This is a genomic window from Actinomycetospora lutea (assembly GCF_028737205.1).
In the GTDB taxonomy this organism is placed as follows: domain Bacteria; phylum Actinomycetota; class Actinomycetes; order Mycobacteriales; family Pseudonocardiaceae; genus Actinomycetospora; species Actinomycetospora lutea.
In genome coordinates, this window is sequence record NZ_JAQZAL010000004.1 from 177666 (window position 1) to 203673 (window position 26008).

General features: G+C 75.3%; 25 protein-coding genes. 15 read left to right on the forward strand and 10 right to left on the reverse strand.

All coding sequences use genetic code 11. From position 1 onward, the window contains the following. Nucleotides 1–6: 6 nt before the first annotated feature. From PHK61_RS06755 to PHK61_RS06765, 3 genes are read right to left on the reverse strand one after another with little or no spacing between them, the layout of a single operon-like run. On the reverse strand, nucleotides 7–3015 hold the full coding sequence (locus PHK61_RS06755; protein WP_274280204.1) for an FtsW/RodA/SpoVE family cell cycle protein: 3009 nt from the start codon (nucleotides 3013–3015) through the stop codon (nucleotides 7–9). Continuing rightward, entirely contained in the window at nucleotides 3009–3674 is a 666-nt protein-coding gene (locus PHK61_RS06760) for a hypothetical protein (RefSeq protein ID WP_274280205.1), read from the reverse strand. Before PHK61_RS06760 ends, PHK61_RS06755 begins: the two co-directional genes overlap by 7 nt. Before the next feature lie 34 nt (nucleotides 3675–3708). Beyond that, nucleotides 3709–4689, reverse strand: a complete 981-nt coding sequence (locus PHK61_RS06765; protein ID WP_274280206.1) for a rod shape-determining protein — start codon at nucleotides 4687–4689, stop codon at nucleotides 3709–3711. 304 nt (nucleotides 4690–4993) lie between these two features. On the opposite strand from PHK61_RS06765, the gene PHK61_RS06770 reads away from it, so the two are divergent. Beyond that, nucleotides 4994–6148, forward strand: coding sequence for a L,D-transpeptidase (locus PHK61_RS06770; protein ID WP_274280207.1), 1155 nt, complete (start codon nucleotides 4994–4996; stop codon nucleotides 6146–6148). 7 nt (nucleotides 6149–6155) lie between these two features. On the opposite strand, the gene PHK61_RS06775 is transcribed toward PHK61_RS06770, so the two are convergent. Next, the gene (locus PHK61_RS06775) at nucleotides 6156–6932 is read right to left on the reverse strand and encodes an SDR family NAD(P)-dependent oxidoreductase (protein ID WP_274280208.1); all 777 of its coding nucleotides are present in this window, start codon (nucleotides 6930–6932) and stop codon (nucleotides 6156–6158) included. Between the two features lie 129 nt (nucleotides 6933–7061). Here PHK61_RS06775 and mshA point away from each other — a divergent pair, with 129 nt between their 5' ends. The 9 genes from mshA to PHK61_RS06820 all read left to right on the forward strand — a co-directional run bounded on the left by mshA (nucleotide 7062) and on the right by PHK61_RS06820 (nucleotide 16546). After that, the gene (gene mshA / locus PHK61_RS06780) at nucleotides 7062–8351 is read left to right on the forward strand and encodes a D-inositol-3-phosphate glycosyltransferase (protein ID WP_274280313.1); all 1290 of its coding nucleotides are present in this window, start codon (nucleotides 7062–7064) and stop codon (nucleotides 8349–8351) included. A 32-nt stretch (nucleotides 8352–8383) separates the two neighbouring features. Further along, a complete protein-coding gene (locus tag PHK61_RS06785) occupies nucleotides 8384–8863 on the forward strand; it encodes a type III secretion system chaperone family protein (protein WP_420791366.1) in 480 nt (159 codons plus the stop codon). A gap of 286 nt (nucleotides 8864–9149) precedes the next feature. After that, the gene (locus PHK61_RS06790) at nucleotides 9150–10739 is read left to right on the forward strand and encodes an AMP-binding protein (RefSeq protein ID WP_274280210.1); all 1590 of its coding nucleotides are present in this window, start codon (nucleotides 9150–9152) and stop codon (nucleotides 10737–10739) included. A gap of 1206 nt (nucleotides 10740–11945) precedes the next feature. Further along, on the forward strand, nucleotides 11946–12176 hold the full coding sequence (locus PHK61_RS06795) for an ANTAR domain-containing protein (protein ID WP_274280211.1): 231 nt from the start codon (nucleotides 11946–11948) through the stop codon (nucleotides 12174–12176). A gap of 211 nt (nucleotides 12177–12387) precedes the next feature. Further along, the gene (locus tag PHK61_RS06800; protein WP_274280212.1) at nucleotides 12388–12723 is read left to right on the forward strand and encodes a hypothetical protein; all 336 of its coding nucleotides are present in this window, start codon (nucleotides 12388–12390) and stop codon (nucleotides 12721–12723) included. Nucleotides 12724–14138: 1415 nt separating this feature from the next. Further along, on the forward strand, nucleotides 14139–14594 hold the full coding sequence (locus PHK61_RS06805; RefSeq protein ID WP_274280213.1) for a hypothetical protein: 456 nt from the start codon (nucleotides 14139–14141) through the stop codon (nucleotides 14592–14594). Nucleotides 14595–14762: 168 nt separating this feature from the next. Then, a complete protein-coding gene (locus PHK61_RS06810) occupies nucleotides 14763–15752 on the forward strand; it encodes an AraC family transcriptional regulator (RefSeq protein WP_274280214.1) in 990 nt (329 codons plus the stop codon). A gap of 45 nt (nucleotides 15753–15797) precedes the next feature. After that, nucleotides 15798–15968: a hypothetical protein gene (locus PHK61_RS06815; RefSeq protein ID WP_274280215.1), complete on the forward strand. Its 171-nt coding sequence runs from the start codon at nucleotides 15798–15800 to the stop codon at nucleotides 15966–15968. A 167-nt stretch (nucleotides 15969–16135) separates the two neighbouring features. Further along, nucleotides 16136–16546, forward strand: a complete 411-nt coding sequence (locus PHK61_RS06820; protein WP_274280216.1) for a hypothetical protein — start codon at nucleotides 16136–16138, stop codon at nucleotides 16544–16546. 3 nt (nucleotides 16547–16549) lie between these two features. Here the strand turns inward: PHK61_RS06820 and PHK61_RS06825 are convergent, their stop codons facing one another. The 6 genes from PHK61_RS06825 to PHK61_RS06850 form a co-directional block, all read right to left on the reverse strand. Further along, complete coding sequence (locus PHK61_RS06825; protein WP_274280217.1) at nucleotides 16550–16987, reverse strand: OsmC family protein; 438 nt, start codon at nucleotides 16985–16987, stop codon at nucleotides 16550–16552. A gap of 28 nt (nucleotides 16988–17015) precedes the next feature. Beyond that, nucleotides 17016–17495 carry a MarR family winged helix-turn-helix transcriptional regulator gene (locus PHK61_RS06830; protein ID WP_274280218.1) on the reverse strand — a complete coding sequence of 160 codons (480 nt, stop codon included), beginning with the start codon at nucleotides 17493–17495 and terminating at the stop codon, nucleotides 17016–17018. Between the two features lie 37 nt (nucleotides 17496–17532). Continuing rightward, a complete protein-coding gene (locus PHK61_RS06835; protein WP_274280219.1) occupies nucleotides 17533–17802 on the reverse strand; it encodes a GlsB/YeaQ/YmgE family stress response membrane protein in 270 nt (89 codons plus the stop codon). 106 nt (nucleotides 17803–17908) lie between these two features. Then, nucleotides 17909–18868, reverse strand: coding sequence for a sucrase ferredoxin (locus tag PHK61_RS06840; protein ID WP_274280220.1), 960 nt, complete (start codon nucleotides 18866–18868; stop codon nucleotides 17909–17911). A gap of 64 nt (nucleotides 18869–18932) precedes the next feature. Then, nucleotides 18933–20237: a cupin domain-containing protein gene (locus PHK61_RS06845; RefSeq protein ID WP_274280221.1), complete on the reverse strand. Its 1305-nt coding sequence runs from the start codon at nucleotides 20235–20237 to the stop codon at nucleotides 18933–18935. Between the two features lie 7 nt (nucleotides 20238–20244). Then, nucleotides 20245–20547, reverse strand: coding sequence for a hypothetical protein (locus PHK61_RS06850; protein ID WP_274280222.1), 303 nt, complete (start codon nucleotides 20545–20547; stop codon nucleotides 20245–20247). A 184-nt stretch (nucleotides 20548–20731) separates the two neighbouring features. On the opposite strand from PHK61_RS06850, the gene PHK61_RS06855 reads away from it, so the two are divergent. The 5 genes from PHK61_RS06855 (at nucleotide 20732) to PHK61_RS06875 (ending at nucleotide 26003) form a co-directional block, all read left to right on the forward strand. Next, a complete protein-coding gene (locus PHK61_RS06855; RefSeq protein ID WP_274280223.1) occupies nucleotides 20732–21502 on the forward strand; it encodes a phosphoglyceromutase in 771 nt (256 codons plus the stop codon). 112 nt (nucleotides 21503–21614) lie between these two features. Further along, complete coding sequence (locus PHK61_RS06860; RefSeq protein WP_274280224.1) at nucleotides 21615–22901, forward strand: sensor histidine kinase; 1287 nt, start codon at nucleotides 21615–21617, stop codon at nucleotides 22899–22901. Then, nucleotides 22898–23614 carry a response regulator transcription factor gene (locus tag PHK61_RS06865; RefSeq protein WP_274280225.1) on the forward strand — a complete coding sequence of 239 codons (717 nt, stop codon included), beginning with the start codon at nucleotides 22898–22900 and terminating at the stop codon, nucleotides 23612–23614. Before PHK61_RS06860 ends, PHK61_RS06865 begins: the two co-directional genes overlap by 4 nt. A 23-nt stretch (nucleotides 23615–23637) precedes the next feature. Further along, a complete protein-coding gene (locus PHK61_RS06870) occupies nucleotides 23638–24630 on the forward strand; it encodes a Ppx/GppA family phosphatase (protein ID WP_274280226.1) in 993 nt (330 codons plus the stop codon). Between the two features lie 5 nt (nucleotides 24631–24635). After that, nucleotides 24636–26003 (forward strand): hypothetical protein, encoded by a 1368-nt coding sequence (locus PHK61_RS06875; RefSeq protein WP_274280227.1) that lies wholly within the window; start codon nucleotides 24636–24638, stop codon nucleotides 26001–26003. Nucleotides 26004–26008: the final 5 nt, after the last annotated feature.

The following is a 26008-nucleotide window of genomic DNA, read 5'->3' on the forward strand; positions in this document are numbered from 1 at the left end:
GGTGGGCTACGGCGCGGTCGCGCCGTGGGCCCGGAGCGTGGCGGCGACGACGCCCGCGGTCCGGGAGCTGCCGGCCTCGGGCCGCTGCGCGAGCGCGGTGACCACGAGGTCCGGCGAGTCGGCCGGAGCCACGGCGGTCATCCAGTCGTCCACGCCGCCGCCCGGGACCGAGGGGTCCTCGGCGGTGCCCGACTTCGCCGCCACCGGGATGCCGGCGCCGGCGAGCGCCCGGCCGGTCCCGGAGGTCACGACCGCCCGCATCCCGTCGCGGACCGGTCCGAGTCGGTCGGCGAACGGCAGCGGGGTCGGCGCCGGGTGCGGGAGGGCGGTCGCCCCCGGACCGGTGCCCACCGCCATCCCGACGTACGGCGTGACCAGCGCGCCGGTGGCGACCGCGGCTGTCCACCGCGCGGTCTGGAGCGGGGTCGCCAGGATCGGCCCCTGCCCGATGCCGAGGATCACGGTCGAGCCCGGGTACCAGGTACCGCCGGCTGCCGTGACGCTCGCGGGTGTGCCGAGGTAGCCGGGGCTCTCACCGGGCAGGTCGATGCCGGTGGGACGCCCGACGCCGAGGGCGCGGGCGGTGTCGATCATGGCGTCCGGCCCCAGCCCGAGCGCGAGCTTGTAGAAGTAGACGTCGTTCGACCAGGCGATGGCGTCCACCATGTCCTGCGGGGGCAGCACCCGCCAGTTGCCGAACGTGTGGCTCCCGTAGGTGAAGCTCCCGCCGGTCGGGACGACCCGGTCCGGGGGGAAGACCGGGTGCACCATGTTCGCCGTGGCGTTGACCAGCTTGTAGGTGGAGCCCGGTGGCAGGGCCGAGGCGATGGCGTGGTTGATCGTCGGGGTGCCGGGTGCCCGCGACGTGGCCCGCAGGGCGTCGGCGTCGAGCGGCGGCCCGTACAGGGCGTTGTCATGGCTGGGCCAGCTGGCCAGGGCGAGCACGGCGCCGCTGCGGGGATCCATCGCCACCGCGCCGCCGACCGCGCCCCGGGCGCTCCCGGCGAGGGAGGCGGCGACGTCCGCCACCAGGCGCCGCTGCACCCCGAGGTCGATGGTCAGGGTGAGCATCGCCCCGGGCACCGGGTCCCGCCGCATGGCCGCGCCGACGGGGCGCCCGCCCGGATCGACCCAGTAGCACTGCTCGCCGGGCACCCCGCGCAGGACGGCGTCGTAGCTCTGCTCGACGCCCGCGCGGCCCGTCGTGCCCCGGGGATCGAGGTCGGGGTGCCACGCGGTCTGCGTCGGGGTCGCGAGCCCGACCCAGCCGAGCACCGGGGCGAGCACCGGGCCGGTGGGGTAGGAGCGCCGGGGTGCCGGCACGACGACGACGCCCGGCAGCCCGGCCCGGGCCACGGTGTCGCCGACCGGCCCGGACACCGTCCCGGCGTCGAGCCCCACGACGGTGTCGGGTGCCGGGTCCACCAGCGCGTGGAGCTCGGCAGGCGGGCGACCGAGCAGTGCGGCGAGCCGGTCGACGGCCGCCGGTTCATCACGCAGCAGCGCCGGGGCGACGCGGACGCCGCGATCCCCGGCGTCGGCCGCGAGGAGCGCGCCGTGCCGGTCCACCACGCTCCCGCGCGGCGCCGGGATCGTGACGCACCGCGTCATCTGGTCGACGCTCGCCGCGGCCGCCACCGGGTCGCGCACCACCCCCGCACCGAACGAGGCGAAGGCGACGAGCACGACGGTCAGCGCCGCCACCGTGGTGCGGGCCAGCCGCGGACGGCCTCGAGCGGCGGGCGTCCAGAGCGGCCGGCGCGCGCCGTCGCGGCGGGCGCTGAGGGCGAGGCCGAGCGCCGCGAGGTGCACCACGGTCGCGGTGCCGCCGCCCGAGAGGACGGGGAAGGGCACCCCGGCGACCGGCAGCAGCCCCAGGTTGCCGCCGGTCGAGACGACGAGCTCGACGCTGAGCAGGACGGCGAAGCCCGCGCACAGCAGGCGTCCGGTGGCGCTGCGCGGTGCCCGCGCCCCCAGCGCGCACCGCCACACGATCACGAGCCCGGCGAGCAGCGCGAGCGCCGCCGCGACCGCGCCCCACCCCGAGGCGAGCGAGGCGAGGGCGAGGTCGGTCTGGCGCTCGGGCAGGTAGCGGGCGGCGAGGAGGTGGACCGGGTCGCTCCGGTCGCCCCACCAGCCGCCCCGGGCGATCGCGAGCCGGGCCTGGCGCACGGCCCACCCCGGCCCTTCGGCGGACTGGGAACCGGTGAGGAAGGTCCCGAGTCGGGCGACCTGGTAGTCGCGCAGGAGCCCGACCGCGAGCGGGGCGGCCACCACCGCCGCCGCGAGCACCGGCAGCAGGTACCGGGTGGGGACCCGGGCGATCACGAGGACGGCGGCCGCGGTGAGGGTCAGCAGCGTGGCCGTGGACAGGTCGGGCTGGTCGGCGACGAGCACGATCGGCACGGCCACGAGCGGGAGCGCCACGGCGAAGCGCCGCCACGTGGGGCGGCCCCGGGTGAGCACGGCGGCCAGCACGAGGGGGACGGCGATCTTCGCGAGCTCGGAGGGCTGCAGGGTGATCCCCCCGACCGCGAGCCAGCGCCGGGCGCTGTTCACCTCGCGCCCGACGACGAGCACGGCGAGCAGCAACGCCAGCGTCGTGCCGTAGACCGTCCAGGCCAGCGTCGGCGTGACGGCGAGCCGTCGCGTGGCCAGCAGGAACAGGATCGCGAGACCCAGCGCGCCGGTCACGAGCTTCGTGGTGGTCGCCTCCACGTCGCCCATGGCCGCCAGGTTGGCCGCGCCCAGCACGACCAGCACGACGGCCGCCAGGAGCGCGAGGACGTCGGCCCATGCCGCCCGGGGCGGCTCGGCGCCCCGCTCCTCCCGGGCCCGGACGCGGGCCCGGCGCTGTTCCGCGCGGTCGGCCCGCCCCGGGCGGCCGGGTCGGCGGGCGAGTCGGCGCAGGGCGCGGGGCAGGCGGGGCCGGCGGCGGTCCCGCCCCCAGCCGTCGCCGGCCGTGCAGCGCGCTGCAGGCTCCCCCCAGTCGTCGGTGGTCTCGTCGCTCAGCACGATCCCTCCCCGATCGGGACGGCCGCGGAGGCGGCGCGGGAGGGCCCGTCGGTGACGGCGACGAGGACGAGGGCGCGACCGGGCGGCACGAGGGCGGTCGTGGTCCCGTACGCGGTCCCGGGACTCGTGCCCGTCGCGAGCCGCGCGATCCCCCCGCGGCAGCGGTCGGCGACGACGAGCGTCCACGCCGCCGGCACCGCGTCGGCGCCGGGGCGGCGGTCGACGCCGACGAGGACGGTGCAGGCGGCGCCCGGGTGGCACGGCGGGTCGACCACGCGGAGCCGCACGGCGCCGACGTCCCCGGCCGCCGGCGGCGCGATCACCGGCACCGGGGGCAGCGCCGGGAGCGCGGCGGTGTCGGTCGGGGCCGGTGCGCCGCCCGCGGCGTGGAGGCGCGCGAGGTCGGCCTCGATGCGGTCCCGCAGGAACCCGAGCTCGACGCCGACCACGAGCACGACCGCGGCCACCGCGGCGAGCCACGGCCAGGTCCGGCGCCAGAGTCGGGCGCCCGCGGCGCGGACGTCGCGGGGCGGGCGCGCGGGCGGGAACGACGGCGCGGGCACCAGCCGGTCCGCGGGGACCGCGGGAACGGGGCGCTCGACGTCGGGAGCGGGGGCGGGCGGGCGGGGGCCGGGAGGGCGGCCCGGGGCGGTGGTCACCGTGGCGTCCGGGAGCTCGGTCGGGTCGGAGGGGTCAGGCGGGGTGGGAGCGCGGTGCGGATCGCCCGGCGGCGAGGGTCAGGCCCTCGGCGACGCAGGTCCGCGGCCGCTCGGGCACCTTGACCGGGAAGCCGAGCGCGGCCTCCAGGTCGTCACGCACGTGGGGCGCCAGCGCGCTGCCACCGGCCAGCACGACGCCGCCGGCCAGGAGGTCCGGGACGCCGGCGACGGGGAGCTCCTCGAGGAAGCCGCCGAGCGCGGCCACCGCACGGCGCACGACCGGCGCCACCGCCGCCTCGACCTCGGCGACCTCGACCATGACCACCCGGGGCCGGCCGGTCGCCACGTCCCGACCCTCGGCCGCGAGGGGCTCGCGGGTCGACGAGGCCCCGACCTTCAGCGCGTCGGCGGCCGCCTCGGAGAGGTGCAGGCCGTGGTGCTCGCGCAGGTAGGTCCGCACAGCGGCCGTCATCTCGTCGCCGGCGTGGCGGCAGGAACCGCGGGTGAGCACGGTGCCGCGGCAGAACACCGCGATCTCCGCGGTGCCCGCGCCGACGTCGGCCACGGCCTGGACGCGGGCGTCGGTGAGGTCGAGCCCGCAGCCGAGGGCCGCGGCCAGGGGCGCCGGGAGGAGGTCGACGTGCCCGAGCCCGGCCTCCTCGGCCGACTCGACGAGGGCGCGGCGTTCGAGGGGTGTCGCGTCCACCGGGCAGCTCAGCACGGCGTGCGGGCGCCGGACGCGCCACCGGCTCCGGGACGTGCGCCGCAGGAGCTCGTGCAGGTAGGTCCGGACGAGCGAGAGATCGGTGACCGCTCCGCCACGGACCGGCCGGCCGACCCGCGCGCCGGGGGGTGTCCGCCCCTCGAGCGCCGCGGCCTCGGCCCCGAGGATCAGCTCCCGTCCCCGGCGTGCCGGCCACTCCACGAGCAACGACGGTTCGTCGTGCACCACCCCGTCCTGCGGGTGGCACACCACCGTCGTACCCGTCCCCAGATCGATGCCGATGTCCGCCACCCCGACCCCCCGCGCGCCGCCCCGCGCCGCACCCGCGCCGCCCGGCGGTGATGGACGCTAGGAGCGGTCAGGGGAGTTCGGAAGGGTCGATGTCCCTCCCGGAGGGACCCGAAGGTCCCTCCCCCGCGGCCGCGCGGTGACCGGCCGAACACGCGCACTCGAGGGCGACGGACCCGCCCGCGGCGCCCCGGGGTCGTGGACGTGACCGTCGCGACCGCCGGGCCGTCGCCGGGGGACGAGCGAGCGGCTGTCGCTCCCCCCTGCCACGATGGTGGTGCCGGGGGAGACGAGGGTCGGGGGACGCATGGGTCGGGCGGTGCGCGTCGCGTCGGCGCTGCTGAGCGGGCTGCTGCTGGTGGTGCTCGCGGCCTGCGGGTCGGGCGCACCGGCCGCGCCCCCGGCGCCGCCCCCGCCCGTGCGGGTCGAGGTCCAGCCGGCCGCGAACGCCACCGACGTCGCGCCGCGGGCGGCCGTCGCGGCGACCACCGAGGGCACGTTCTCCGAGGTCACGCTCACGTCGTCGGCCGGCGGCACCGTCGCCGGCACCCTCTCCCCGGACCGGAAGCGGTGGACGCCGAACGGGCCGCTGGGCTACGGCGCCACCTACACCTGGGGTGGCGCGGCCACCGGTCCGGACGGGCGTCCGACGCCGGTGACCGGCTCGTTCACGACGCTCGCACCGGCCGAGACCGTGCGGGCGACACTGAACATCGGCGACGGCCGCGAAGTGGGGGTCGGCGCCCCGATCACGATCCAGTTCTCGGCGCCGGTGGAGGACAAGGCGGCGGTCGAACGGGCGCTGCAGGTGCGCACGTCGGTGCCGACCGAGGGCTCGTGGGCCTGGCTGCCCGACCAGGACGGCGGCTCGCGGGTGCACTGGCGGCCCCGGCAGTACTGGCGGGCGGGCACCCAGGTGGACGTGCGCGCCGATCTGCTCGGCGTGCCGTTCGGCGGCGGTGCGTGGGGGCGCGAGGACCTCACGACGTCGTTCCGCATCGGGCGCGCCCAGATCGTCCGGGCCGACGTCAACAGCTTCCGCCTGGTCGTCGAGCGCGACGGCCAGCAGCTGATGGACGTGCCCGCGAGCTACGGGCTCGACTCCGACCCCGACCGCACGACGCGCTCCGGCATCCACGTCGTCACCGAGAAGTTCGAGAACAAGCGGATGGTCAGCCCACAGTTCGGCTACGACGTCGTCATGGGCTGGGCCGTGCGGATCAGCAACAACGGCGAGTTCATCCACGCCAACCCGGGCTCGGTCGGCTCCCAGGGGTCGAGCAACGTCACGCACGGGTGCGTGAACCTCTCGACGGGCGACGCGCGGACCTTCTTCGACTCGACCCTCTACGGCGACCCCGTGGAGGTCACCGGGTCCGGCGTCGACTACTCCGAGCGCGACGGCGACATCTACGACTGGGCGATCCCCTGGGACCGGTGGCAGGCGATGTCGGCCCTCTAGCCCGAATCTAGCTGCGCCGGTGGAAGCGCATCCCCGTGGCCTGGTCGCGGGGCTTGAGCACGATGGTGTCCAGGTTGACGTGCGAGGGCCTGCTCATCGCGAAGGCGACCACCTCGGCGACGTCCTGCGCAACGAGCGGGGTGATCCCCTCGTACACCTTGGCCGCCCGGGCCTCGTCGCCGTCGAAGCGCACCAGCGCGAACTCGGTCTCCACCGCGCCCGGCGCGATCTCGGTGACGCGCACCGGCTCGCCGAGCAGCTCGCCGCGCAGCGTGCGGTGCAGCGCGCCCTCGGCGTGCTTGGCCGCGGTGTAGCCCGAGCCGCCGTCGTAGACCTCGAGCCCGGCGATCGAGGTGATCGTGACGACGTGCCCGTCGCCGGACGCGATGAGCGAGGGCAGCAGCGCCTTGGTCACGCGCAGGGTGCCGAGGACGTTCGACTCCCACATCCAGCGCCACTTGTCCTCGTCGGCCTCGATCACCTTCTCGGTGCCCTGGGCCCCGCCGGCGTTGTTGACCAGGCCGCGCAGCGGCTGCCCGCCGGCGATCAGCTCGCCCACCGCGGCGGTGAACGCGGCGACGGAGCCGGCGTCGGTGACGTCGAGGGACAGGGCGGTGCCGCCGACCTCGTCGGCGACCTCCTGCAGTCGCTCCACGCGGCGGGCGCCGAGCACGGGGTGCCAGCCGTCGGCCGCGAGGGCCCGCGCGCTGGCCGCGCCGATGCCCGAGCTGGCTCCGGTGACGACGACGAGGGGGCGGTCGGATCCGGGGTTCGGCGTGCTCACGTCCCGCACCCTAGGACGTCCCGGATCACCGTCGGCGCGGCCGGACGACGGCGGCGCACCTAAGCTGACGGCGTGACCCCGGCGGCGACGACGGCGACGGCATCGGCAGCCCGTTCCCAGAACCGGGTCATCCGTCACCAACCGGGACGACCCCGGCGCGTCGCGGTGATCTCGCTGCACACCTCGCCGCTGGCCCAGCCCGGCACGGGTGACGCGGGCGGGATGAACGTCTACGTGGTCGAGACCGCGCGGCGCATGGCCCAGCGCGACGTCCAGGTGGAGATCTTCACGCGCGCGACGTCCTCGGACCTGCCGCCGGTGGCCGAGCTCGCGCCGGGCGTGCTCGTCCGCCACGTCACCGCGGGCCCCTACGGGGGGCTCGGCAAGGAGGACCTGCCGAGCCAGCTGTGCGCGTTCACCGCGGGCGTGCTGCGCGACGAGGCCCGGCACGAACCCGGCTGGTACGACGTCGTACACAGCCACTACTGGCTCTCCGGGCAGGTCGGGTGGCTGGTCCGCGACCGGTGGGGCGTCCCGCTGGTGCACACCGCGCACACCCTCGCCAAGGTCAAGAACGCCGCGCTCGCCGACGGCGACCGCCCCGAGCCGCTGTCGCGGGTGGTCGGCGAGGAGCAGGTCGTGGCGGAGGCCGACCGGCTGGTCACCTCCACGCAGGCCGAGGCCGACGACCTCATCGGTGCCTACGGCGCCGACCCCGACCGGGTGCGCACCATCGCCCCCGGGGTCGACCTGCGCACGTTCACCCCGACCCGCGACCGCGACGAGGCCCGCGCGGCGCTCGGCATCGGGCCCGACGCGGTGACCCTCGCGTTCGTCGGGCGCATCCAGCCGCTCAAGGCCCCCGACGTGCTGCTGCGGGCGGCCGCGACGATGCTCGCCCGCCGCCCGGAGCTGCGCGCGCGGCTGGTCGTGCTCGTCGTCGGCGGTCCCTCGGGCAGCGGGCTGGCCGCGCCGGAGTCGCTCGTGTCGCTGGCCCGCGAGCTGGGTATCGCCGACGTCGTGCGCTTCCTGCCCCCGCGCGGCGGCGACGAGCTCGCGCAGGTCTACCGGGCCGCCGACGTCGTCGCCGTCCCCAGCCACTCCGAGTCGTTCGGCCTCGTCGCGCTCGAGGCCCAGGCGTGCGGGACGCCGGTCGTCGCGGCCGCCGTGGGCGGTCTGCCGACCGCGGTCGCCCACGACCGCTCCGGGCTGCTCGTCGGCGACCACGACCCCGGGCACTGGGCGGACGCCCTGACCCTGGTGGGCCTCGACCAGGGCGAACGCCAGCGCCTCGCGGCCGGCGCGGTCGAGCACGCCGCGATGTTCTCGTGGGACCGCACCGCCGACGCGCTGCTGGCCACCTACGCCGAGGCCTCGCGCTCCCTGGCCCGCGACCGCGCGGCGGGGGTGGCGGTGTGAGCACGCGCGAGTCCTCGCCCGACCTCGACGAGCTGGAGAAGGTGCTGGTCGCTGCGCTCGACGAGCGCGAGCTGACCTACCTGCGCCGCGGGCCGGGGCGGCTGTTCGTCACCCTGCCCGGGACGAAGAAGCTCGCGACGCACTGCTGGCTGGTGCTCACGCCGCACGCGTTGCTGGTCGAGGCGTTCGTCTGCCGGCACGCGGACGAGAACCTCGAGGAGGTCTACCGCTTCCTGCTCACGCGCAACGCCCGGCTCTACGGCGTGCACTACACGATCGACCGGGCCGGCGACATCCACCTCGTCGGCCGGGTGCCGCTCGTCGCCGTGGTCGACGAGGAGATCGACAAGATCCTCGGCCAGGTGCTCGAGGCCGCGGACGGCGACTTCAACACCCTGCTCGAGCTCGGCTTCGCCACCTCGATCCGCCGCGAGTGGGCCTGGCGGGAGTCGCGCGGCGAGTCGCTGGCGAACCTCTCGGCGTTCGCGCACCTGGTGGAGGACGACCGCTGAGAAGCCGCGCCGCCGGCGTGGGACGGGGGGCATCCGACGCCGGCGACGGGCGTAAGGGAGCCGCGCGAGGCGGCCGACTCGGACCGATCACGAATCTGGATCGGCGTCCGGTTACGGAGCCTCCCACCACGCAAAGCGCAGGACAAGCATTCCCCATGCGGCCGAACGGGTGACCTGACACTCCTCGGGTGCCGCCGTGATCACGGTTCGGAGTGCGCGCCACGCCGTACCGGGGGGTAGTTTGACCGCGACCTGCGCCGCCCGCCCGACGAGGAGCCCGCACCGCATGATCGTTCGCAGCCCGTACGACGACATCGACGTCCCCGACATGGGCCTGCCCGAGTTCCTCTTCGGCGACCTGGGCGACGCGGCCGACCGGGTGGCCATCATCGACGGGCCGTCCGGCGCCCGGACGACCTTCGGCGAGCTGGCCGGCGCCGTCGACCGCTTCGCCGCCGGCATGGGCGAGCGGGGCCTGCGTCAGGGCGACGTCATCGCGCTGTTCGCGCCGAACAACCCCTACTACCCGGTCGTCTTCCACGGCGCGCTCGCCGCCGGGCTCGCGGTCTCCACGGTCAACGCGCTCTACACGCCCGACGAGCTGGCGTACCAGCTGCGCGACTCCGGGTCGAAGGTGCTCGTCACCGTGTCCGCGTTCCTCGACCGGGCGCGGGCCGCGCTGCGCGAGGAGGGCCTGGCCGTCACCGAGGTCATCGTCATCGACGGTGCGCGGGACGAGGCGAGCACACCGCTGCCCGAGACCGCGCTGGCCGACATCCTGTCGACCACCGCCGAGCGCCCGTCGGTGGCGCTGTCCGGCGACGACGTCGCCGCGCTGCCGTACTCGTCGGGAACCACCGGGCGGGCCAAGGGCGTGGTGCTGACCCACCGCAACCTGCTCGCCAACCTGCTGCAGATCGAGAAGATGGGCACGCACGTCTCGCCGGACACGACGATCCTGGCGGTGCTGCCGTTCTTCCACATCTACGGCATGACCGTGATGATGAACCAGGGCCTGCACGCGCGGGCCGCGGTCGTGACGATGCCGAAGTTCGACCTCGCCGAGTTCCTCCGGGTGATCTCCGAGCACCGGGTCGACCGCGTCTACATCGCGCCGCCGATCGCCGTCGCGCTGGCCAAGCACCCGATGGTCGACCAGTACGACATCGACTGCGTCGACATCGTGTTCTCCGGCGCCGCGGCCCTCGACGCCGAGCTGGGCGCCGCCGTCGGGCGGCGGCTGAACTGCACGGTGCTGCAGGGCTACGGCATGACCGAGCTCAGCCCCGTCAGCCACTGCATGCCCGACGACGGCACCGAGATGGACCTCGGCTCGATCGGCGTGGCGCTGCCCAGCGTGGAGTGCAAGCTCGTCGACCCGGACACCGGGCAGGAGGGCGTCGAGCGCGGCGAGCTGTGGGTGCGCGGGCCCAACGTCATGCGGGAGTACCTCAACAACCCCGAGGCCACCGCCGCGACCCTGGACGCCGATGGCTTCCTGCACACCGGCGACGTCGCCACCGTCACCGACGAGGGCGTCTTCTACATCGTCGACCGGGTCAAGGAGCTGATCAAGTACAAGGGCTACCAGGTCCCGCCGGCCGAGCTCGAGGCGCTGCTGCTGACCCACGAGGGCATCGCCGACGCGGCGGTGATCGGGGTCAAGGACGCCGAGGGTGAGGAGATCCCGAAGGCGTTCGTCGTGCTCCAGCAGGGGGCCGAGCTCTCCGACGACGACGTCATGGCGTTCGTGGGCGAACGCATCGCCCCGCACAAGAAGGTCCGCGTGGTCGAGTTCATCGAGCAGATCCCGAAGTCCGCGTCGGGGAAGATCCTGCGCAAGGACCTCCGCGCTCGTGAGCAGGCTCCTGCGTAGGGTCGCTGACCCGCTATTTCGGGCCTCTGACCTGCGCGAACGCCGAATGACCGATGTGAAGTCTCTGTGAGGCTCCGCAGCGGTGCGGCGTTGTGTCCGGGTTTCCACGGAACAGTCACGGAACGGATCTTGCACAGTCGATCAAGCCTCTCCGTCGAGTAGATCTTGGTGGCTTACCACTCGGAGTGCTCCCGACCGGCGGTCCGCCAGCGCACCCGCCACGGCCGGCTGCGACCCGTGCGCGTGGTCAGCTTTCAGAACTGCACGGGAGTGAGGGTGGTCGGGGCGGCGCCCCACCCACGACGACGCGCCCGAGGGCTGCCAGACCGCCGGCACAGCCGCAAGCGCCACCAGGCACGAAGGGGCCCGTCATCGAGGAACGGAGCGCTTGCACCCGCACGAGCGGCCCGGCAGGGCAGAGCCCGCGCCGCCGAGGGAGAGGCCCCGAGCGCAGGCCGCGCGCGGGACGGGCCTGCGCGAGGCCGCGACCCTGCGGGGTGAACAACAAGGCGAGAATCCGCCAGATGCACCTAGGTGGGTAGATGATTCCGACGCTACGGTACGTCCGTTACCGGACGAGTTTCTGCCGTCCGGAACGCTCGACGATGACGCGGGAACGGTCTGACGACCGCTGGGTCCTGTTAGGACAGCTGCGCTCCGGGCGCCTTGCGTGCGCTCGTTGTTAGCGAGGCGTGCCCGGCTGTTCTTGTCTCCCTGGTGTGGCGGTGCGGTTGCTGTATGCCCGTCCCGGATGTTCCCACTCCCGCGTACCCCCCAGCTGGAGCAGGGACATCCCGAGCGTTCTTGATCGGAAGTGCCGTGCCAGACGCAGTGGGAAACGACCTCAGTTACGTCATTCACCGAGCAGAGCGAGTGTTGTGCGCTCGCTCGAATGTCCCGAACCACCACGCGCCGGTGCTGTTGGCCGTGGCGGCCCAGCACGCCGGGGTCTCGCCTCGCGCGATGGCCGATCAAGTCCTCAGCGGGCGGGGCCCGTATGAGGTTGGCTGTCGTCCCGTCCGTGAGCGTCAGCAGCTGTCCGCGGAGGCCGTCGGCGTGACCTCGGCGACCAGGACCACCCTGCACGACACCGATCACCCAGCGGCTGTTGACGGAAACGGCGCCGCCAACCGCCCGCATACGCGGTTGTTGCCTACGCGGGTCCGGTTCCAGTGTCCTTGGGGAACACCACCGGACGGGTACTCGGTGGGTCTCGAGCTCCCCGACCGTGAGCAGGCGTGCACGACCCCCGAGGTGCAGCGCGCCGAGGGCATGCTTGCGACCCAGTTCAACCTCACGGTCGACGGTGCTACCCGACTGCTGCAAGACCGTGCAGCGTCCCGCTGCGTCAGCGTGCACGTCGCCGCTTCTCACGTCCTCGAGGAGCACGCGCGGCGCCTCACCGGCGAGGTTCTCGATCCCTGGGGCACCTGCTAGCGGTTTCGGGCGGACTCGGCACCCTGGTCCGCACCACCAGCGAGCGCGGGCCGCGCGGTGCCCGGCTCCCTTCGGGCCGACACGCTCCCGCTCCTGTCCTCGACCCGCGGCGCGCGCCCGACCCGGGCCGGGGCGAGGGCACAATGGAGAAGGCCTCCACCACGGCGGGTTACGACGCAGGACGCATCCACCATCGCCAGGGGGAGAGCTCATGAGTACCTCGCAGACAACCAGCGCCCACACCGCACTGCGCGAAGCCACCCAGGCGCTGAGCGTGCGCCGCGGTGGCGGCGACACCGAGCTGTCCGTCACCGACCACCACGTGTTGGCCGCCGATCTCGCCGACACCCTCGACGCGGTCGCCGGCCTCCTGCGCTCGGTCGGTGTCGGCGTCGAAGCCGGCACCTCCGGTCGCGGCTTGCCCGCTGTTGCCGAATCCGTGGACCGAAGTGCGTTGATGGCCCGTCGTGCCAGCGGTCACGGCGACGGAGACGTCCCCGAAGCGGCGCATCTCGAACCCGAACGCTGCGGTACTGCCGACGACTGACCGGTCATCGGCCGTATCGACCCCGCGAACCGGCCCCCGGAGAGCGGTCGTGGTCGGTGCGGGGCCGCACCATGGCGACGCGCCCGAGGGCTGCCGGACCGCCCGCACGAACGCCCGGCAGGGCGGAGCCCGCACCGAGAGACCCGGACCCGAGATGCGATGTTTGGGGGAACCAACCACGAGGGCACACCGGGCGAGACCGGCGGCCTCGAGGAGTGCTCTCACTGAGTACGCGGGCCTGTTGTGCGTCATCGCCGACGCGGTGCTGCTCAACCTCGACCAGCTAGCCACCGAGGGCCTCGACCGCGAGGGGATCGAGCAGGTCACCGCCCACGCCCCGACGCACCCACGGCCACGGCTTGTGGGAACTGCTGCACGTCCTGCTTGACGGTCCCACGGATCTCCGCGCCCGGGAGAACGCTCTCGGCCCAAGGTCCTCGACCCGCTGGGACGGGTCTCTCCACGGCGACGACGTGGTATCGGCGTCGTGGAGTATGTGCGGAACGCCGTGCGCGGAGTGGTGGTGGTCGAGGCGGGAGCGTCATCCACGACGACGCGCGCGAGGGCTGCGAGACCGTCCGCGTCGACTGGGGAAGACCCCGAGCGCGAACCGTTTGCAGGTGTCGGACCGACGGCAATCCTCCGAGGTCTACCCTCCGAGCCACGGAGGGTGAGCTCGACCCGGGGAGGCGATCTCCATCGCCACCGACGCGCAGGCACTGATCGACGAGGCTCGCGAGGCGGCGGCCAGAGCGCAACACGCACACTCGATCGCGGTCGCCCATGGGAACCACGCCAGGGCCGCGGCGCGAGACGCCGAGCGACGAAGACTGCGCGCGTCTCGCGCACGGTCTCGGAGGGACGGCAGCCACAGCTGACTGCTCCCGACGAGGACGCGAGGGAGTCCTCGTGCCCACGAAGGTCGGCCGACGACGGTGCCCCCGAGGGTCAGGGCCGGGTGACGACGAGCTCGTCCCGCCTGCGCTCGGCGGAGGACCAGCCCGAGGAGCGGCGACGCGACCGAAGTCGTCACCCAGCGTCAGACTTCGTCGTCGACCGGAGGGATGCCATGCGGATACCAGTCCGCGATCGAGCCGACGCCGACGGCTCGCGGCCGCCGAGGCCTCCGGGCGAGACCCGTCGCCGCTGCCGGCGTCGCACTCGCCTGTTGCGTGCCCGGGACCGACCTCCCCGGGGCGGGTGACTCCCACCGGTGCGCGAACGGCAGGACGGAGGTCGTCCGGAGTATGTTCAGGGCAGGTGCCGGGACGCTGCGTCATCCGGGGGCGGGACCGCCGCACCGGCCGGGACGTCGAACCAGGGCGCCCCGGTGCTCGTGCCCGCCGGGTCGGACGACGGTCGACCCCGACCCACACCCGGGAGCGGCGGGTTCGCTCCCCGAGGTTGGTGGAGACATGGACGAGCCACTGGAGGTCCCGGCAGTACCCGAGTCGTCGGCGCAGGACCGCGACCGGGCCGTCGGCGAACGGGAGGACGCCGCAGACGCCCGGGACCGGGCGGCCGACGAGCGGGATGACGCCGCCGACCGGAGGGAGGCCGAGGCCGACCGTCGGGAGCGGCACGCCGACGCGCGCGAGCGACGGGCCGACGCACGTGAGGCCGCCCTGGACGATCTGGCGCGAGCCAGCGGACTGGCGACCGTCGGGCGGTTCGGGCGCTCCGACGAGGCGCTGGCCCGCGCCGAGGACACGGTATCCCGGGCCCGGGAGCACATCGAACGGTCGCGCGAGGCGCTGCGCGCCGAGCGCCGGCGTGCCGACCGCGAGCAGGACGAGATCGAACGCGAGAGACGGGCCTCGGAGCGCGAGATCGGCGCGCGCGACGTCGGGACCGTTGACGACCTCGCGTGAGGAGTCGGCCGCGCGCGGCCGCCCGAGATCCGGACGAGGCCAGGGTCGTTCCGCTGCGCGGGCTTGACTCCTCGGGCGCGTCGGCCCGCTGGTGTCCGACGTCCGAATGGAGGACACTGTGCGCACGTCTTGTTCAGCGACGGGCACAGCGGTGTCGGGAGGCGTCACGTGACGGTCGTGCGCGCCGACGTCACCACCGATGACCCGGCACAGGCCGAGGACCTCATCCGCCGGGTCTACGTCGCCCAGCGTCTGACGCTCCCGTCGGGGGTCGAGGGCTTCGCGTTCGCGCACGAGACCCGGGCCGTGACCGGCCCGCACTCCGTGGCGGTCAACCGCGTGCGGCACACCCTGCGCCTGGACCTCGACGCCGAGCCCGTGGACGGCCTGCTCGTCACCGACGCCGTCGATCGCGGGGCGGTCCACGTGCACGGGAGTCCCGACTTCGACGACGTGGCCGCCCGTCCGGGCGAGGTCCTGCTCGTCCCGCCGACCGGGACGTTCCGTGCCACGGTGGATCGGGCCGATGTCGCGGTCACCGTGCTGGGTCGCCGCGAGGTCGCCGCCCACGCCGCGGCGCGGACCGGGATCCAGGCGGGCGCCGTGCGGTTCACCGGGCTCGTGCCGGTCAGCCGCCACATCGGCTCGCTGTGGATCCGCACCGTCGCGCACGTGCGCGACAGTGTCCTCGCCCACGACGACCTGGCCGCCGAGGTCCTGGTGCGGGACAGCGTCCACCGGCTGCTCGCCACCGCCGTGCTGGCGACGTTCCCGAACACCGCGCTCGACGCCCTGCGCGACCCGCTCGCGGCGGGACCCGGTGGCGTCGGCGGGGCGGCCACCGACCGGGCCGTGGACCTCCTGCACGCCCGGGCCGGCGAGCCCGTCGGTCCGGCCGAGGTGGCGGAGCTCGTGGGCGCGCCGACCCGGGACGTGGACGCGGCGCTGCGGCGACGGCGCAACACCACGCTGGCCCGGGAGCTGTGGCGGGCGCGGCTGCGGGGCGCCGAGCGGGACCTGCGGGCCGGCGACCCGGCGGCGGGGGACACGGTCGCGGAGATCGCCGCCCGCTGGGGCTTCGTCAGTGCCCGGACGTTCGCGGCCGCCTACACGATGAGCACCGGCGGGGAGGCCCCGGAGGAGACGCTGCGGGGCTGAGCGGACGAGAATGGCGGTGAGGGGGTGCGGCGCGAACGCGATCTCATGGACAGTCTCGCCGACGACCCGCCCGAGACGGACACCTTCTCGGCGTGGCTCGGGGACCAGGATCTCGAGCGGCTCGCGGCGGTCGCGCGCGCCGCGCGCTCCGCGGGCGACTCGTTCGGTCGCTGTCTCCGGGTCGACGGGCGGCGGCAGGATCTCCTGGACGATTAACGCACGTGGTGCTCACTTGACGAGAACCTTCCGAGGGAGGACCGTCACCACCGGCGGCGAGCGTGTCTCGCAGCCGGCGCGGCCGGTGGCGGTCGATGCCCGGGCCCCGTCGGCCGCCCTCCCCCCGCGTGGCCGACGGGGCATCGCCGCGCTCGTACCGTGGGGACGTGGAGCCGCACCGGACGCCCGCCGCGACCGTCGCCACCGTGGCGGCGGCCGCGCTCGCCGCCGCCGGCATCGTCGCCACGATGCTCCTGGTGAGCCCGGGCGGGATCGCGGCGGCGTCCGTCGTCGTGCTGACGGCCGTGCAGGTGGTGCTGCTGCTCGCCGTCCGCGAGGGGGTCGTGGGGGTCCGCCGGTTCCTGCTCGCGTGGACCGGGCAGGCCGGTCTGACCCACCTCGTCGCCGGCGGCCCCGGCGTCACGTCCGCCCTGGTCTACCTGGGCGTCGGTCTGGTGTTCGCCGCCGTGGTCGTGGCCGGCCTGGCCCTGTGGCGAGCGGAGCCCGAGCACGACCCCGACGGCGAGGGGCGCACCGGCGACACCCGGCCCCTGCCCGTGCCGGACGGGGACGGGTGACCCTCAGCGCCCGAGCGCGGCGTCGAGCGTGATCGTCGTCCCCGCGAGCGCCTTCGAGACGGGGCAGGTCTTCTCGGCGGTCGACGCCAGCTCCTGGAACCGCGCCTCGTCGACGCCGTCGACGTCGGCGCGCAGCGTCACCGCGATCCCGCTGATCTCGAAGCCACCGCCCGTGGCCGGCGAGAGCGTCACCTCGGCGCTGACGTCGATCGAGTTCGCGGTGAGGCCCTCGCCGCCGAGCACGCCGGAGAGGTTCATGGCGAGGCACGAGGAGTGCGCCGCGGCGATGAGCTCCTCGGGGCTGGTCTGGCCGTTCGGGTCCTCGGCGCGGGTCGGGAACGAGACGTTGAACTGGCCCGCGTTCGAGGAGTCCAGGGTCACGTGACCCTTCCCGTCCTGCAGACCGCCCTCCCAGTGGGTGGTCGCGTCGCGGCTCGGCATCGTCGCCTCCTGGTGGCGTTCGGTGGGTTCAGCTGGCGGTCGACTCCCCGTCGACGTCGCGGAAGGCGATCGTCGACGCGGTGATCCTCCGGAGGAGCACGATGAGCTCGCGGCGCGCGCGGTCGTCGAGGCCGAGCGCGCAGCCGATCGTGGCGGGCACGTGGGCGACCCGGCCCCGCAGCGCGCGACCGGCGTCGGTCAGGTGCACCGTGACGGTGCGCTCGTCGCGGGCCTCCCGGCGCCGCTCGACGAAGCCGGTGCCCTCCAGCCGCTTGAGCAGCGGCGAGACGGTGCCGTAGTCGAGCGCCAGCGCGGCACCGACGTCCCGCACCGTCCGCGGCTCGGACTCCCACAGGATCAGGAGGACGAGGTACTGCGGGTAGGTCAGGCCCAGCTCGGCGAGCAGGGGCCGGTAGACGTCGGTGACCGCGCGGGACGCCGAGTAGAGCGCGAAGCACGCCTGCTCGGACAGCAGCAGGTCGTCCTCCGCGCCCTCGTCGGTGCTCATCGCGACGAACCTAGCGCACGACTACATCGTGCACAATTTATCGGCCGACCCGCTTGCGGCCGGTCACCTTGTTGTAGACCACCAGCAGGATGATCGCGAAGATGATCGAGCCGATCCAGCCGAGCGGGTTGGAGAGCTCGATGCGGCCGCTGAAGAGCGAGAACACCAGGCCGCCGACGACCGAGCCGAGGATGCCGAGCCCGATCGTCGCGAGGACGCCGATGTTGTCCTTGCCGGGGACCAGGGCCCGGGCGATGAAGCCGACGATCAGTCCGAAGACGATCCAGCCGAGGATGGTGAGGATCATGGGTCCCGCTCCGTTCCAGGGGTATCTGCCGTGCAGCCGCCACGTTCCCGCGTTCGGACGGGCTCAACCAGTACCTCGTCGGCGTTTTCCTGCGTTCGCCTGACCGTCACCCGGCGACGCCGGTGACCGGGACACCCGCCGGGGCCCCGAGCTCGGGCTCGAGATCGACGAGGTCGAACACGCGCATCGAGGCCGCCCGCGCGGCCGAGCAGGTCAGGGGCGTCGGTGAGGCCTCCCAGCGCTCGCGCACCACGACCCGCACCGGGCCGCGCTCCGGCCCGCCGTCGAGACGGACCGCCGTCGCGCCGTCCTCGCCCGCCACGACCCCGAGCACGTGCAGCGCGTCCACGCGCGGTTCCTGGAGGATCAGCCGTGCGTGGTGCTGGGCGGCCTGCGCGGGCGCGGTGAGGAACGAGCGGCCGCGCACCCACACCGTGTCCACCTCGCCCGCGGCGTAGCGCTCGGCCACCGCGACCGCCTCCGTGGCCGGCACGCGCCCGAGCACCAGCCCGTGGGGGAGCAGCACCACGTTGGCCGCGAAGCGGTCGCCGCCGGTGTGCGTGGTCTCCCAGGTGCGCTCCGGGTACGCGATCGCGAGCTCCGCGGCCACGGGGCGCCCGCGCATCGCGCAGCACGCGTCGTGGCGGCCGTGCGCGCACACGAGGTAGACCGGCTCGGGCGACGGGGTCGTCACGGCCTCGACGTCGGCCAGCGCGGCCGGCAGGTCGTCGGGGGAAGCGACCCGGCCCCAGCGCACCGACTCGGCCCCCGGCGTCGTGTCGACGACGGCGAAGCGCCCGCGGTCGGCGAGGGGCTCCCCGCGCATCCGCGGGCGGCGGATCAGCTGGAAGCGCGCGCCGCGGGCACGGCAGAAGGCGTCGACGGCGTCGACGACCTCGGGCGCGTAGCCCGCGCCGCCGAGCGCCTGGTGCCCCCACGGCCCGGGGTGCTCGACGAGCAGCCAGCAGCGGGCGGGCGGCGCGGTCGCGACGAACGGGTCGTCGCGGTCCCGGGCGGCGTCCGAGCAGCGGAAGCTGGCCGCCCCGTCCGACTCGCTGGAGGTCATCCCCAAGTCATACCCCGCCCGGGCGCCGGTGGACACCCGCGGCGGGGGCGAGGTGAGGGTGACCTCACTCCGGGACGAGCACGCCCTCCTTGAGCAGCCGCCGGACGACGACCGCGCCGTCCTCCGGGGCGAGCCCGGGCAGGTCCCCGGCGGTCGCCGGCCGCCCGTCGAGCAGCCGCGCGCAGGCGTCCCGCGTGCCGGCCGGGAGGGTGAGGGTGCGGTCGGCGAGCTCGAGGACGACGGCCTCGTCGGTCGTGCCGGCGCCGGTGCTCGGACGCAGCCGGTGGTGCAGGCCGCGCCGGAGCCGGACGACGGTCGTCGCGTCGGCGGAGGTCGCCGCGGCGGCCTGCACCAGCGGGGCGATCGCCTCGGGCCGGTTGCCCGTCCAGGCGCGGCGCCGCAGGCGCCGGGCGACCCGGTCGGCGCGCCCGGGGTCGGGCGCGGCGAGGGCCTCGGCGACCCGGGCGGCGACCGCCTCCACGTGCGGGGCGAGCGCTGCGGGGTCGGAGGCGTCGATGCCCAGCGGCAGCGAGCCGCGCAGCTCGGGGTCGGCGGTGAGCGCGTTGACCAGCGCGTCCACGACCGCCCAGCGGGTGAGGACGTGCACGCCGATCGTGAGGTGCGCGCTGACCTCGCCCTGCGCCGTGGCGGAGTGCAGGTAGCCGCGCGGGAGGTAGAGGGCGTCGCCGGGCTCGAGGACCTCGTCGATCAGCGGCTCCTCGGCGGCCCGCGCGGCCACGGCCTCGGCGTGGTCGTTCCAGGGCTGGGAGCGCAGCGGGTCGGCGTGGACGGGCGCGTGGACGTGCCAGCGCTTGGTGCCCGCGACCTGCAGAACGAAGACGTCGTGGACGTCGTAGTGGGCGGAGAAGCCCTGCGAGGACGCCGGCGTGACGTAGGCGTTGGTCTGCGCGGGGTGCCCCAGCTCGGCCGCGAGGGCGGTGACGAGATCGGCGACCGGCGCCCAGGTGCGGTGCACGCCCTGCAGCACGACGGTGTGGCCCTCGGCGAACAGCGCGGCGACGCGGTCGTCCTGCACCTGGTCGGCCACCTCGGCGCCGACCCCGCCCTCACCGGTGAAGTGCCGGGAGTCGACGACGGTGCCCTGCTTGGCGATCCGCAGGAACGGGGTGCGCAGCCCGCGCCGGGAGAGCAGCTCGTCGACGGCGCCGAGGTCGAACAGGTCGCCGAACGCCGGCGGGTGGTCGGCGTGCTCGGGGTCGGTGTGCTTCGCCAGGTCCGCGGCGCGCGAGAGGCGGGCCTCCCGCCCCCAGGCGGCCGCGGCGAACTCGTCGAGGTCCCCGGCGACGAGACGCCGCAGCGCCGGGCGGTCCCGGGACCGCCCGGCGCCGGGGGACGACTCGGTCGTCACGATCGCCTCAGGCCCCGCCGTCGGCGCCACCGTCGGAGCCGCCGCCGCGGGCGCCACCGTCGGCCGGACCGTGCCCGGCAGCCCCGTCGGCACCGCCGTCCGCACCGCCGTCGGCGCCGCCGTCCGCACCGCCGTCCGCGCCCCCGTCGGCGCCGCCGTCCGCACCGCCGCCGGCGGCTCCGCCGTCGGCCGGGCCGTGACCCGCGCCGCCGTCCGCGCCCCCGTCGGCACCGCCGTCGGCGCCGCCGTCCGCACCGCCACCGGCGGCTCCGCCGTCGGCCGGGCCGTGGGTGATGTCGTCGTCGTTCACGTCGTCTCCCTGGAGATCGTCGTCGATCCCGGAGGTCCCGCGAGGTGTGCGGGCCACCCGGGAGGTGGTGGGTCGCGAGCACGCAGCTCCGACGACGCCAGCCGTACCCGGCGCGGCGTGATCTCACGCGCGGGGCCCCCGGTGGCGTGGTGCCGTCGCCGAGCCGCTGGCATGGTCTCTCGCCATGACCTCGGAGGGAACCGTCGGCACGCTCGTGCTCCTGCGCCACGGCCAGAGCGACTGGAACGAGAAGAACCTGTTCACCGGCTGGGTGGACGTCGCGCTCTCGGCCACGGGCGAGCAGGAGGCCCGCCGCGGCGGCGAGCTGCTCGCCGACGCCGGACTCCTGCCCGACCTGCTGCACACCTCGCTGCTGCGCCGCGCCATCAGCACGGCGAACATCGCCCTCGACGCCTGCGACCGCCACTGGATCCCGGTCCGGCGCGACTGGCGCCTGAACGAGCGGCACTACGGAGCCCTCCAGGGCAAGGACAAGAAGCAGACGATGGAGGAGTACGGCGAGGAGCAGTTCCAGATCTGGCGTCGCTCCTACGACACCCCGCCGCCACCGATCGACCCCGACGACCCGTACGCCCAGACCGGCGACCCCCGCTACGCCGACCTCGGCGACGCGATGCCGCGCACCGAGTGCCTCGCCGACGTGCTCGAGCGCCTGCTGCCCTACTGGCGGTCGGCGGTCGTGCCGGACCTGCGCGCCGGGCACACCGTGCTGGTCGCCGCGCACGGCAACTCGCTGCGCGCGGTGGTCAAGCACCTCGACGGCGTCGACGACGCGACGATCGCCGGGCTCAACATCCCGACCGGTATCCCGCTGCGCTACGACCTCGAGGCCGGCGCCGACGGCGACCTGCGCCCGACCAACCCGGGCGGCACCTACCTCGATCCCGAGGCCGCGAAGGACGCCATCGCGGCGGTCGCGAACCAGGGTCGCTGACGCTGATCGGTGAACGGGGGCCGAACAGCAGGCCAACCCTGTCCCCCGGTGGCGTTGGACAGCTCACGAGCAGCGCACGGTCGGGGCCACGACGGCCCTACCATCGGAAGATGTGACCGTCCCCGTGCTGGTGGCCGTCGTCGCGACGCTCGCGGCCGCGGCGATCGGCGCCGTCGCCGGGGCCGCCCTCGTGCGCTGGAAGCGGGACGAGCCGGCGCGCGATCGGGCCCGGGGCACCCGCGGCCCGACGGTGGCCGAGCTGCTCGCCCGGCTGGTGCGCCGCTCCCAGTCGGGCATCGCCGTCATCAACCGCTTCGGCGACGTCGTGCTCGCGAACGAGCGGGCGGAGGGCCTCGGCGCCGTGGTCGACGGCCGGCCCGACCCCCGGGTCGCGGCAGCGGCGGAGCGCGTCGCCGCCGGCGCGGAGCCCGCCGAGGTGGACCTCTCGCCCGCGACCCACCCGCCGGGCTCGACACCGCAGACGATCGTCGCCCACGTCCGCCCGCTCGGGGACGGCTTCGCGGTGGTCGACGCCACCGACACCTCCGCGGCGGTGCGGCTCGAGGCCGTGCGGCGCGACTTCGTCGCCAACGTCGGCCACGAGCTCAAGACGCCGGTCGGCGCGCTCGCCGTGCTCGCCGAGGCCGTGCTCGACGCCGACGACCCCGACGAGGTCGCCCACTTCGCCACCCGCATCCTCAACGAGTCCCACCGCCTGGGCGCCCTGGTCACCGAGCTCATCGCGCTGTCCCGCCTGCAGGGCGCGGAGAAGCTGCCCGAGCTCGTGCGGGTCGACGTCGACGAGGTGCTCGCCGAGGCGCTCAAGCGCGTGCGCGTGCCGGCCGAGGCGGCCAGCGCCGCGGGCACTGAGGAGTCCCCGGACCCGCGGGAGCGCTTCCTGCTCGACGCGCCGAGCGGCCTCGAGGTCGCCGGGGACCGCACGCTGCTCGTCACCGCGCTGTCCAACCTGCTCGAGAACGCCGTGGCGTACTCGCCCGAGGGCGGGTCGGTGTCGGTCCGCCGCCGCCGGCAGGGCGACCGGATCGAGATCTCGGTGACCGACCGGGGCATCGGCATCGCCCCGGAGCACCAGCAGCGCGTGTTCGAGCGCTTCTTCCGCGTCGATCCGGCCCGCTCCCGCGCCACGGGCGGCACCGGCCTCGGTCTCGCCATCGTCAAGCACGTCGCCGCCAACCACGGCGGCGAGGTGCGGCTGTGGAGCCAGCCCGGCGTCGGGTCGACGTTCACGCTGCGGGTCCCGGCGGCGCCCCCCGACGACGCCGACGACGACCTCGACGGCGACCTCGAGGGCGACACCGACCTCGCGGCCGACCTGGCCCTCACCACGGCGGGGTCCGGACCGGACCCGGCCCCGTCCGCCCCCGGAGGTTCCCCATGACCCGCGTGCTCATCGTCGAGGACGAGGAGTCCTTCGCCGACCCGCTGGCCTACCTGCTGCGCAAGGAGGGCTTCGAGACCTCGGTCGCGGGCACCGGCGCGGCGGCCCTCGACGACTTCGAGCGCCACGGCGCGGACATCGTCCTGCTCGACCTCATGCTGCCCGGCATGAGCGGCACGGACGTGTGCAAGGCGCTGCGCCAGCGCTCCACCGTACCGGTGATCATGGTGACGGCCCGCGACGCGGAGATCGACAAGGTGGTCGGCCTCGAGCTCGGCGCCGACGACTACGTCACCAAGCCGTACTCGGCCCGCGAGCTCATCGCCCGGGTGCGCGCCGTGCTGCGCCGCGGCCAGGACGGCGAGGGCGAGGGGGCGGCGCCGGGCGCGGGCGGCGAGCGCCAGCTGCTCGAGGCCGGCCCGATCCGCATGGACGTCGACCGCCACGTGGTGACGCTCGAGTCCGACGGCCGCGGCGTCGAGGTCCCGCTGCCGCTCAAGGAGTTCGACCTCCTCGAGTACCTGCTGCGCAACGTCGGGCGGGTGCTCACCCGCGCCCAGCTCATCGACCGGGTCTGGGGCGCCGACTACGTCGGCGACACCAAGACCCTCGACGTCCACGTCAAGCGCCTGCGGGCCAAGCTCGAGCCCGAGCCGTCGGCGCCGCGGCACCTGGTCACGGTGCGGGGGCTGGGCTACAAGCTGGACGCCTGAGCCCCACCGTTAGGGTGGGGGCCGTGCGACTCGGGGTGCTGGACGTGGGGTCGAACACCGTCCATCTGCTGGTGGTCGACGCCCACAGCGGCGGCCACCCGACGCCGACCCACTCCACCAAGACAGCGCTGCGCCTCGCCGAGCACCTCAGCGACGGCCGGCTCGGGGACGCGGGGGCGGACGCGCTGGTGGCCGCGACGGCCGACGCGCGACGCCAGGCCATCGAGCTGGGCTGCGAGGATCTGCTGGCCTTCGCGACCTCCGCGGTGCGCGACGCGTCCAACTCGCCCGCCGTGCTCGAGCGGGTGCGCGAGGAGGCCGGGGTCGACCTGCAGGTGCTGTCGGGCCCGGACGAGGCGGCGCTGACCTTCCTCGCCGTGCGCCGCTGGCTGGGCTGGTCGGCGGGCCACCTGCTGGTGCTCGACATCGGCGGCGGCTCGCTGGAGATGGCGGTCGGGCGCGACGAGGCACCGGTGCACGCCATCTCGGTGCCGCTGGGCGCCGGGCGGCTCACCCGCGACTGGTTCACCACCGACCCGCCGCAGCGCAGCGAGCTCAAGACGCTCACCGAGTACGCCCACGAGGTGCTGGCCCCGGCCGCGAACACGCTGCTCGGCGAGGGCCCGCCCGACCGCGCGGTGGTCACCTCCAAGACGTTCCGGTCCCTGGCCCGCCTGACCGGCGCCGCGCCCCGCAGCGCCGGCCCGCGGGTGCGTCGCCTGCTGACGGCCGCCGGGCTGCGCCAGGTCGTGGCGTTCATCTCACGGATGAGCTCGACGGACCTCGCGGAGCTCGAGGGCGTGTCCGCCAGCCGCAGCCACCAGCTCGTCGCCGGCGCGGTCGTCGCCGCCGAGGCCATGAACGCCCTGGGCCTGGAGGAGGTCGAGGTCTGCCCCTGGGCGCTGCGCGAGGGGATCATCCTCGGTCGTCTCGACCAGCTGCAGCCGGGCGGTGGGATGCTGTCGGTCGGCGGCCCCCTGGCGACTGGACGACCGACACTGCACGAGGCACGGTAGGTGTCGTGAACAGGGACGACGGGCCCCGACCAGGCACCCAGCGCAGCGTGGCCGAGCTGCTGGCGGCCTACAGCGCGGAGTCCCAGCAGCCCCGCCGTCGCCGCACCGAGCCCGACGACGCCGCGGCCGCCGGGATCGCCGGCCAGGAGCCGGGGGGCGGGTACGCCTACCGCGCGCCCGACCCGGCCCCGCCCGCGACCGGTGGCCACGACACGTCCTACGACACGTCCTACGACACCTCCTACGAGCCCCGCGGCTACGACACCGGGGGCTATGACACCAGGGGCTACGACACCAGGGCCTACGACACCGGCGGGTACGACAGCGGCTCCGCGTACGGGGCGGGCCACGGGGCGGGCTACGGGTCCGACCCCGGGGGCGGCCAGGACCCGTACGGCACGGGCTACGAGCCCTACGGCGCCGGCTACGACGGCCAGGGCTACGGCAACCCGCAGTACGACGGGCAGGGGTACGGCGGCGGCCAGGGGTACGGGTCACCGGGCTTCGGTGGCCAGGGGTACGGCGGTCCCGCGCCGCGCAACGGCGGGGCCACCGACTACGCGCCGCGCGACCCGTGGGCGCAGTCGCCCGCCGCGCCGCCGGCCCCGCCCGCCCCGTCCGGGCCGCCGATGCCGCCGCCCGGGCGCCCGCCCGCACCGCAGGCGCCCCCGGCCGGCCCGCCGGCGACCGGCACCCAGGCCTTCGGCGCACCGCCGCGGCCGCCGTCGCCCCAGGTGCCCCTGACGCCGCAGGCCCCGCGGGTGGTCCCCGGTTCCGCGGGTCCGGGCGTGCCCGCCGCCCGCGACGGCGGCCCGTCGACCGCCGTGTCGCCCGCGACCGTGCCCGGCGAGCACGACGACCGGGGCGGCCCGCCGACCGCGGCGTCCGCCATGGCGCGCCCCGACCTCGACGACGACATCCACGACGACCTCGACGAGCGCGATGACGACCGGTTCGACGACGAGCGCTTCGACGACGAGCGTTTCGACGACGAGCGGGACGACGCCCCGGCCGGGCTCGGGCGCGCGCCCGGGCGGACGCGGTTCTCCGACGACCTCGAGGACGAGGAGTACGACGACCTCGAGGACGACGAGCGCGACGCGCCCCGCAGCTCGGCGCGCGACTGGGCGGTGATGATCGTCCAGCTGGTGCTCGGGGCCCTGCTCGGCGCCGTGCTGTGGACGGTCTTCTCCTACCTGTGGCAGGAGCAACCGGTGGTCGCGCTGGTGCTCGCCGCCGCGGCCACCACCGGCCTCGTGTTCGGTGTGCGCGCGCTGCGCAAGTCCGACGACCTGCAGACCACGGTGCTCGCGGTCGTCGTCGGGCTGGTCGTCACGGTGTCCCCGGCCGCGATCGTGCTGCTGAGCCGCTGATCCGT

Coding starts and splice junctions, on each gene's coding strand:
- PHK61_RS06805 (WP_274280213.1), top strand. CDS start 14,139: ATGGACGAGCCACTGGAGGTCCCGGCAGTACCCGAGTCGTCGGCGCAG.
- PHK61_RS06825 (WP_274280217.1), bottom strand. CDS start 16,987: ATGCCGAGCCGCGACGCGACCACCCACTGGGAGGGCGGTCTGCAGGAC.
- PHK61_RS06830 (WP_274280218.1), bottom strand. CDS start 17,495: ATGAGCACCGACGAGGGCGCGGAGGACGACCTGCTGCTGTCCGAGCAG.
- PHK61_RS06840 (WP_274280220.1), bottom strand. CDS start 18,868: ATGACCTCCAGCGAGTCGGACGGGGCGGCCAGCTTCCGCTGCTCGGAC.
- PHK61_RS06815 (WP_274280215.1), top strand. CDS start 15,798: ATGGACAGTCTCGCCGACGACCCGCCCGAGACGGACACCTTCTCGGCG.
- PHK61_RS06770 (WP_274280207.1), top strand. CDS start 4,994: ATGGGTCGGGCGGTGCGCGTCGCGTCGGCGCTGCTGAGCGGGCTGCTG.
- PHK61_RS06855 (WP_274280223.1), top strand. CDS start 20,732: ATGACCTCGGAGGGAACCGTCGGCACGCTCGTGCTCCTGCGCCACGGC.
- PHK61_RS06865 (WP_274280225.1), top strand. CDS start 22,898: ATGACCCGCGTGCTCATCGTCGAGGACGAGGAGTCCTTCGCCGACCCG.
- PHK61_RS06790 (WP_274280210.1), top strand. CDS start 9,150: ATGATCGTTCGCAGCCCGTACGACGACATCGACGTCCCCGACATGGGC.
- PHK61_RS06800 (WP_274280212.1), top strand. CDS start 12,388: ATGAGTACCTCGCAGACAACCAGCGCCCACACCGCACTGCGCGAAGCC.
- PHK61_RS06835 (WP_274280219.1), bottom strand. CDS start 17,802: ATGATCCTCACCATCCTCGGCTGGATCGTCTTCGGACTGATCGTCGGC.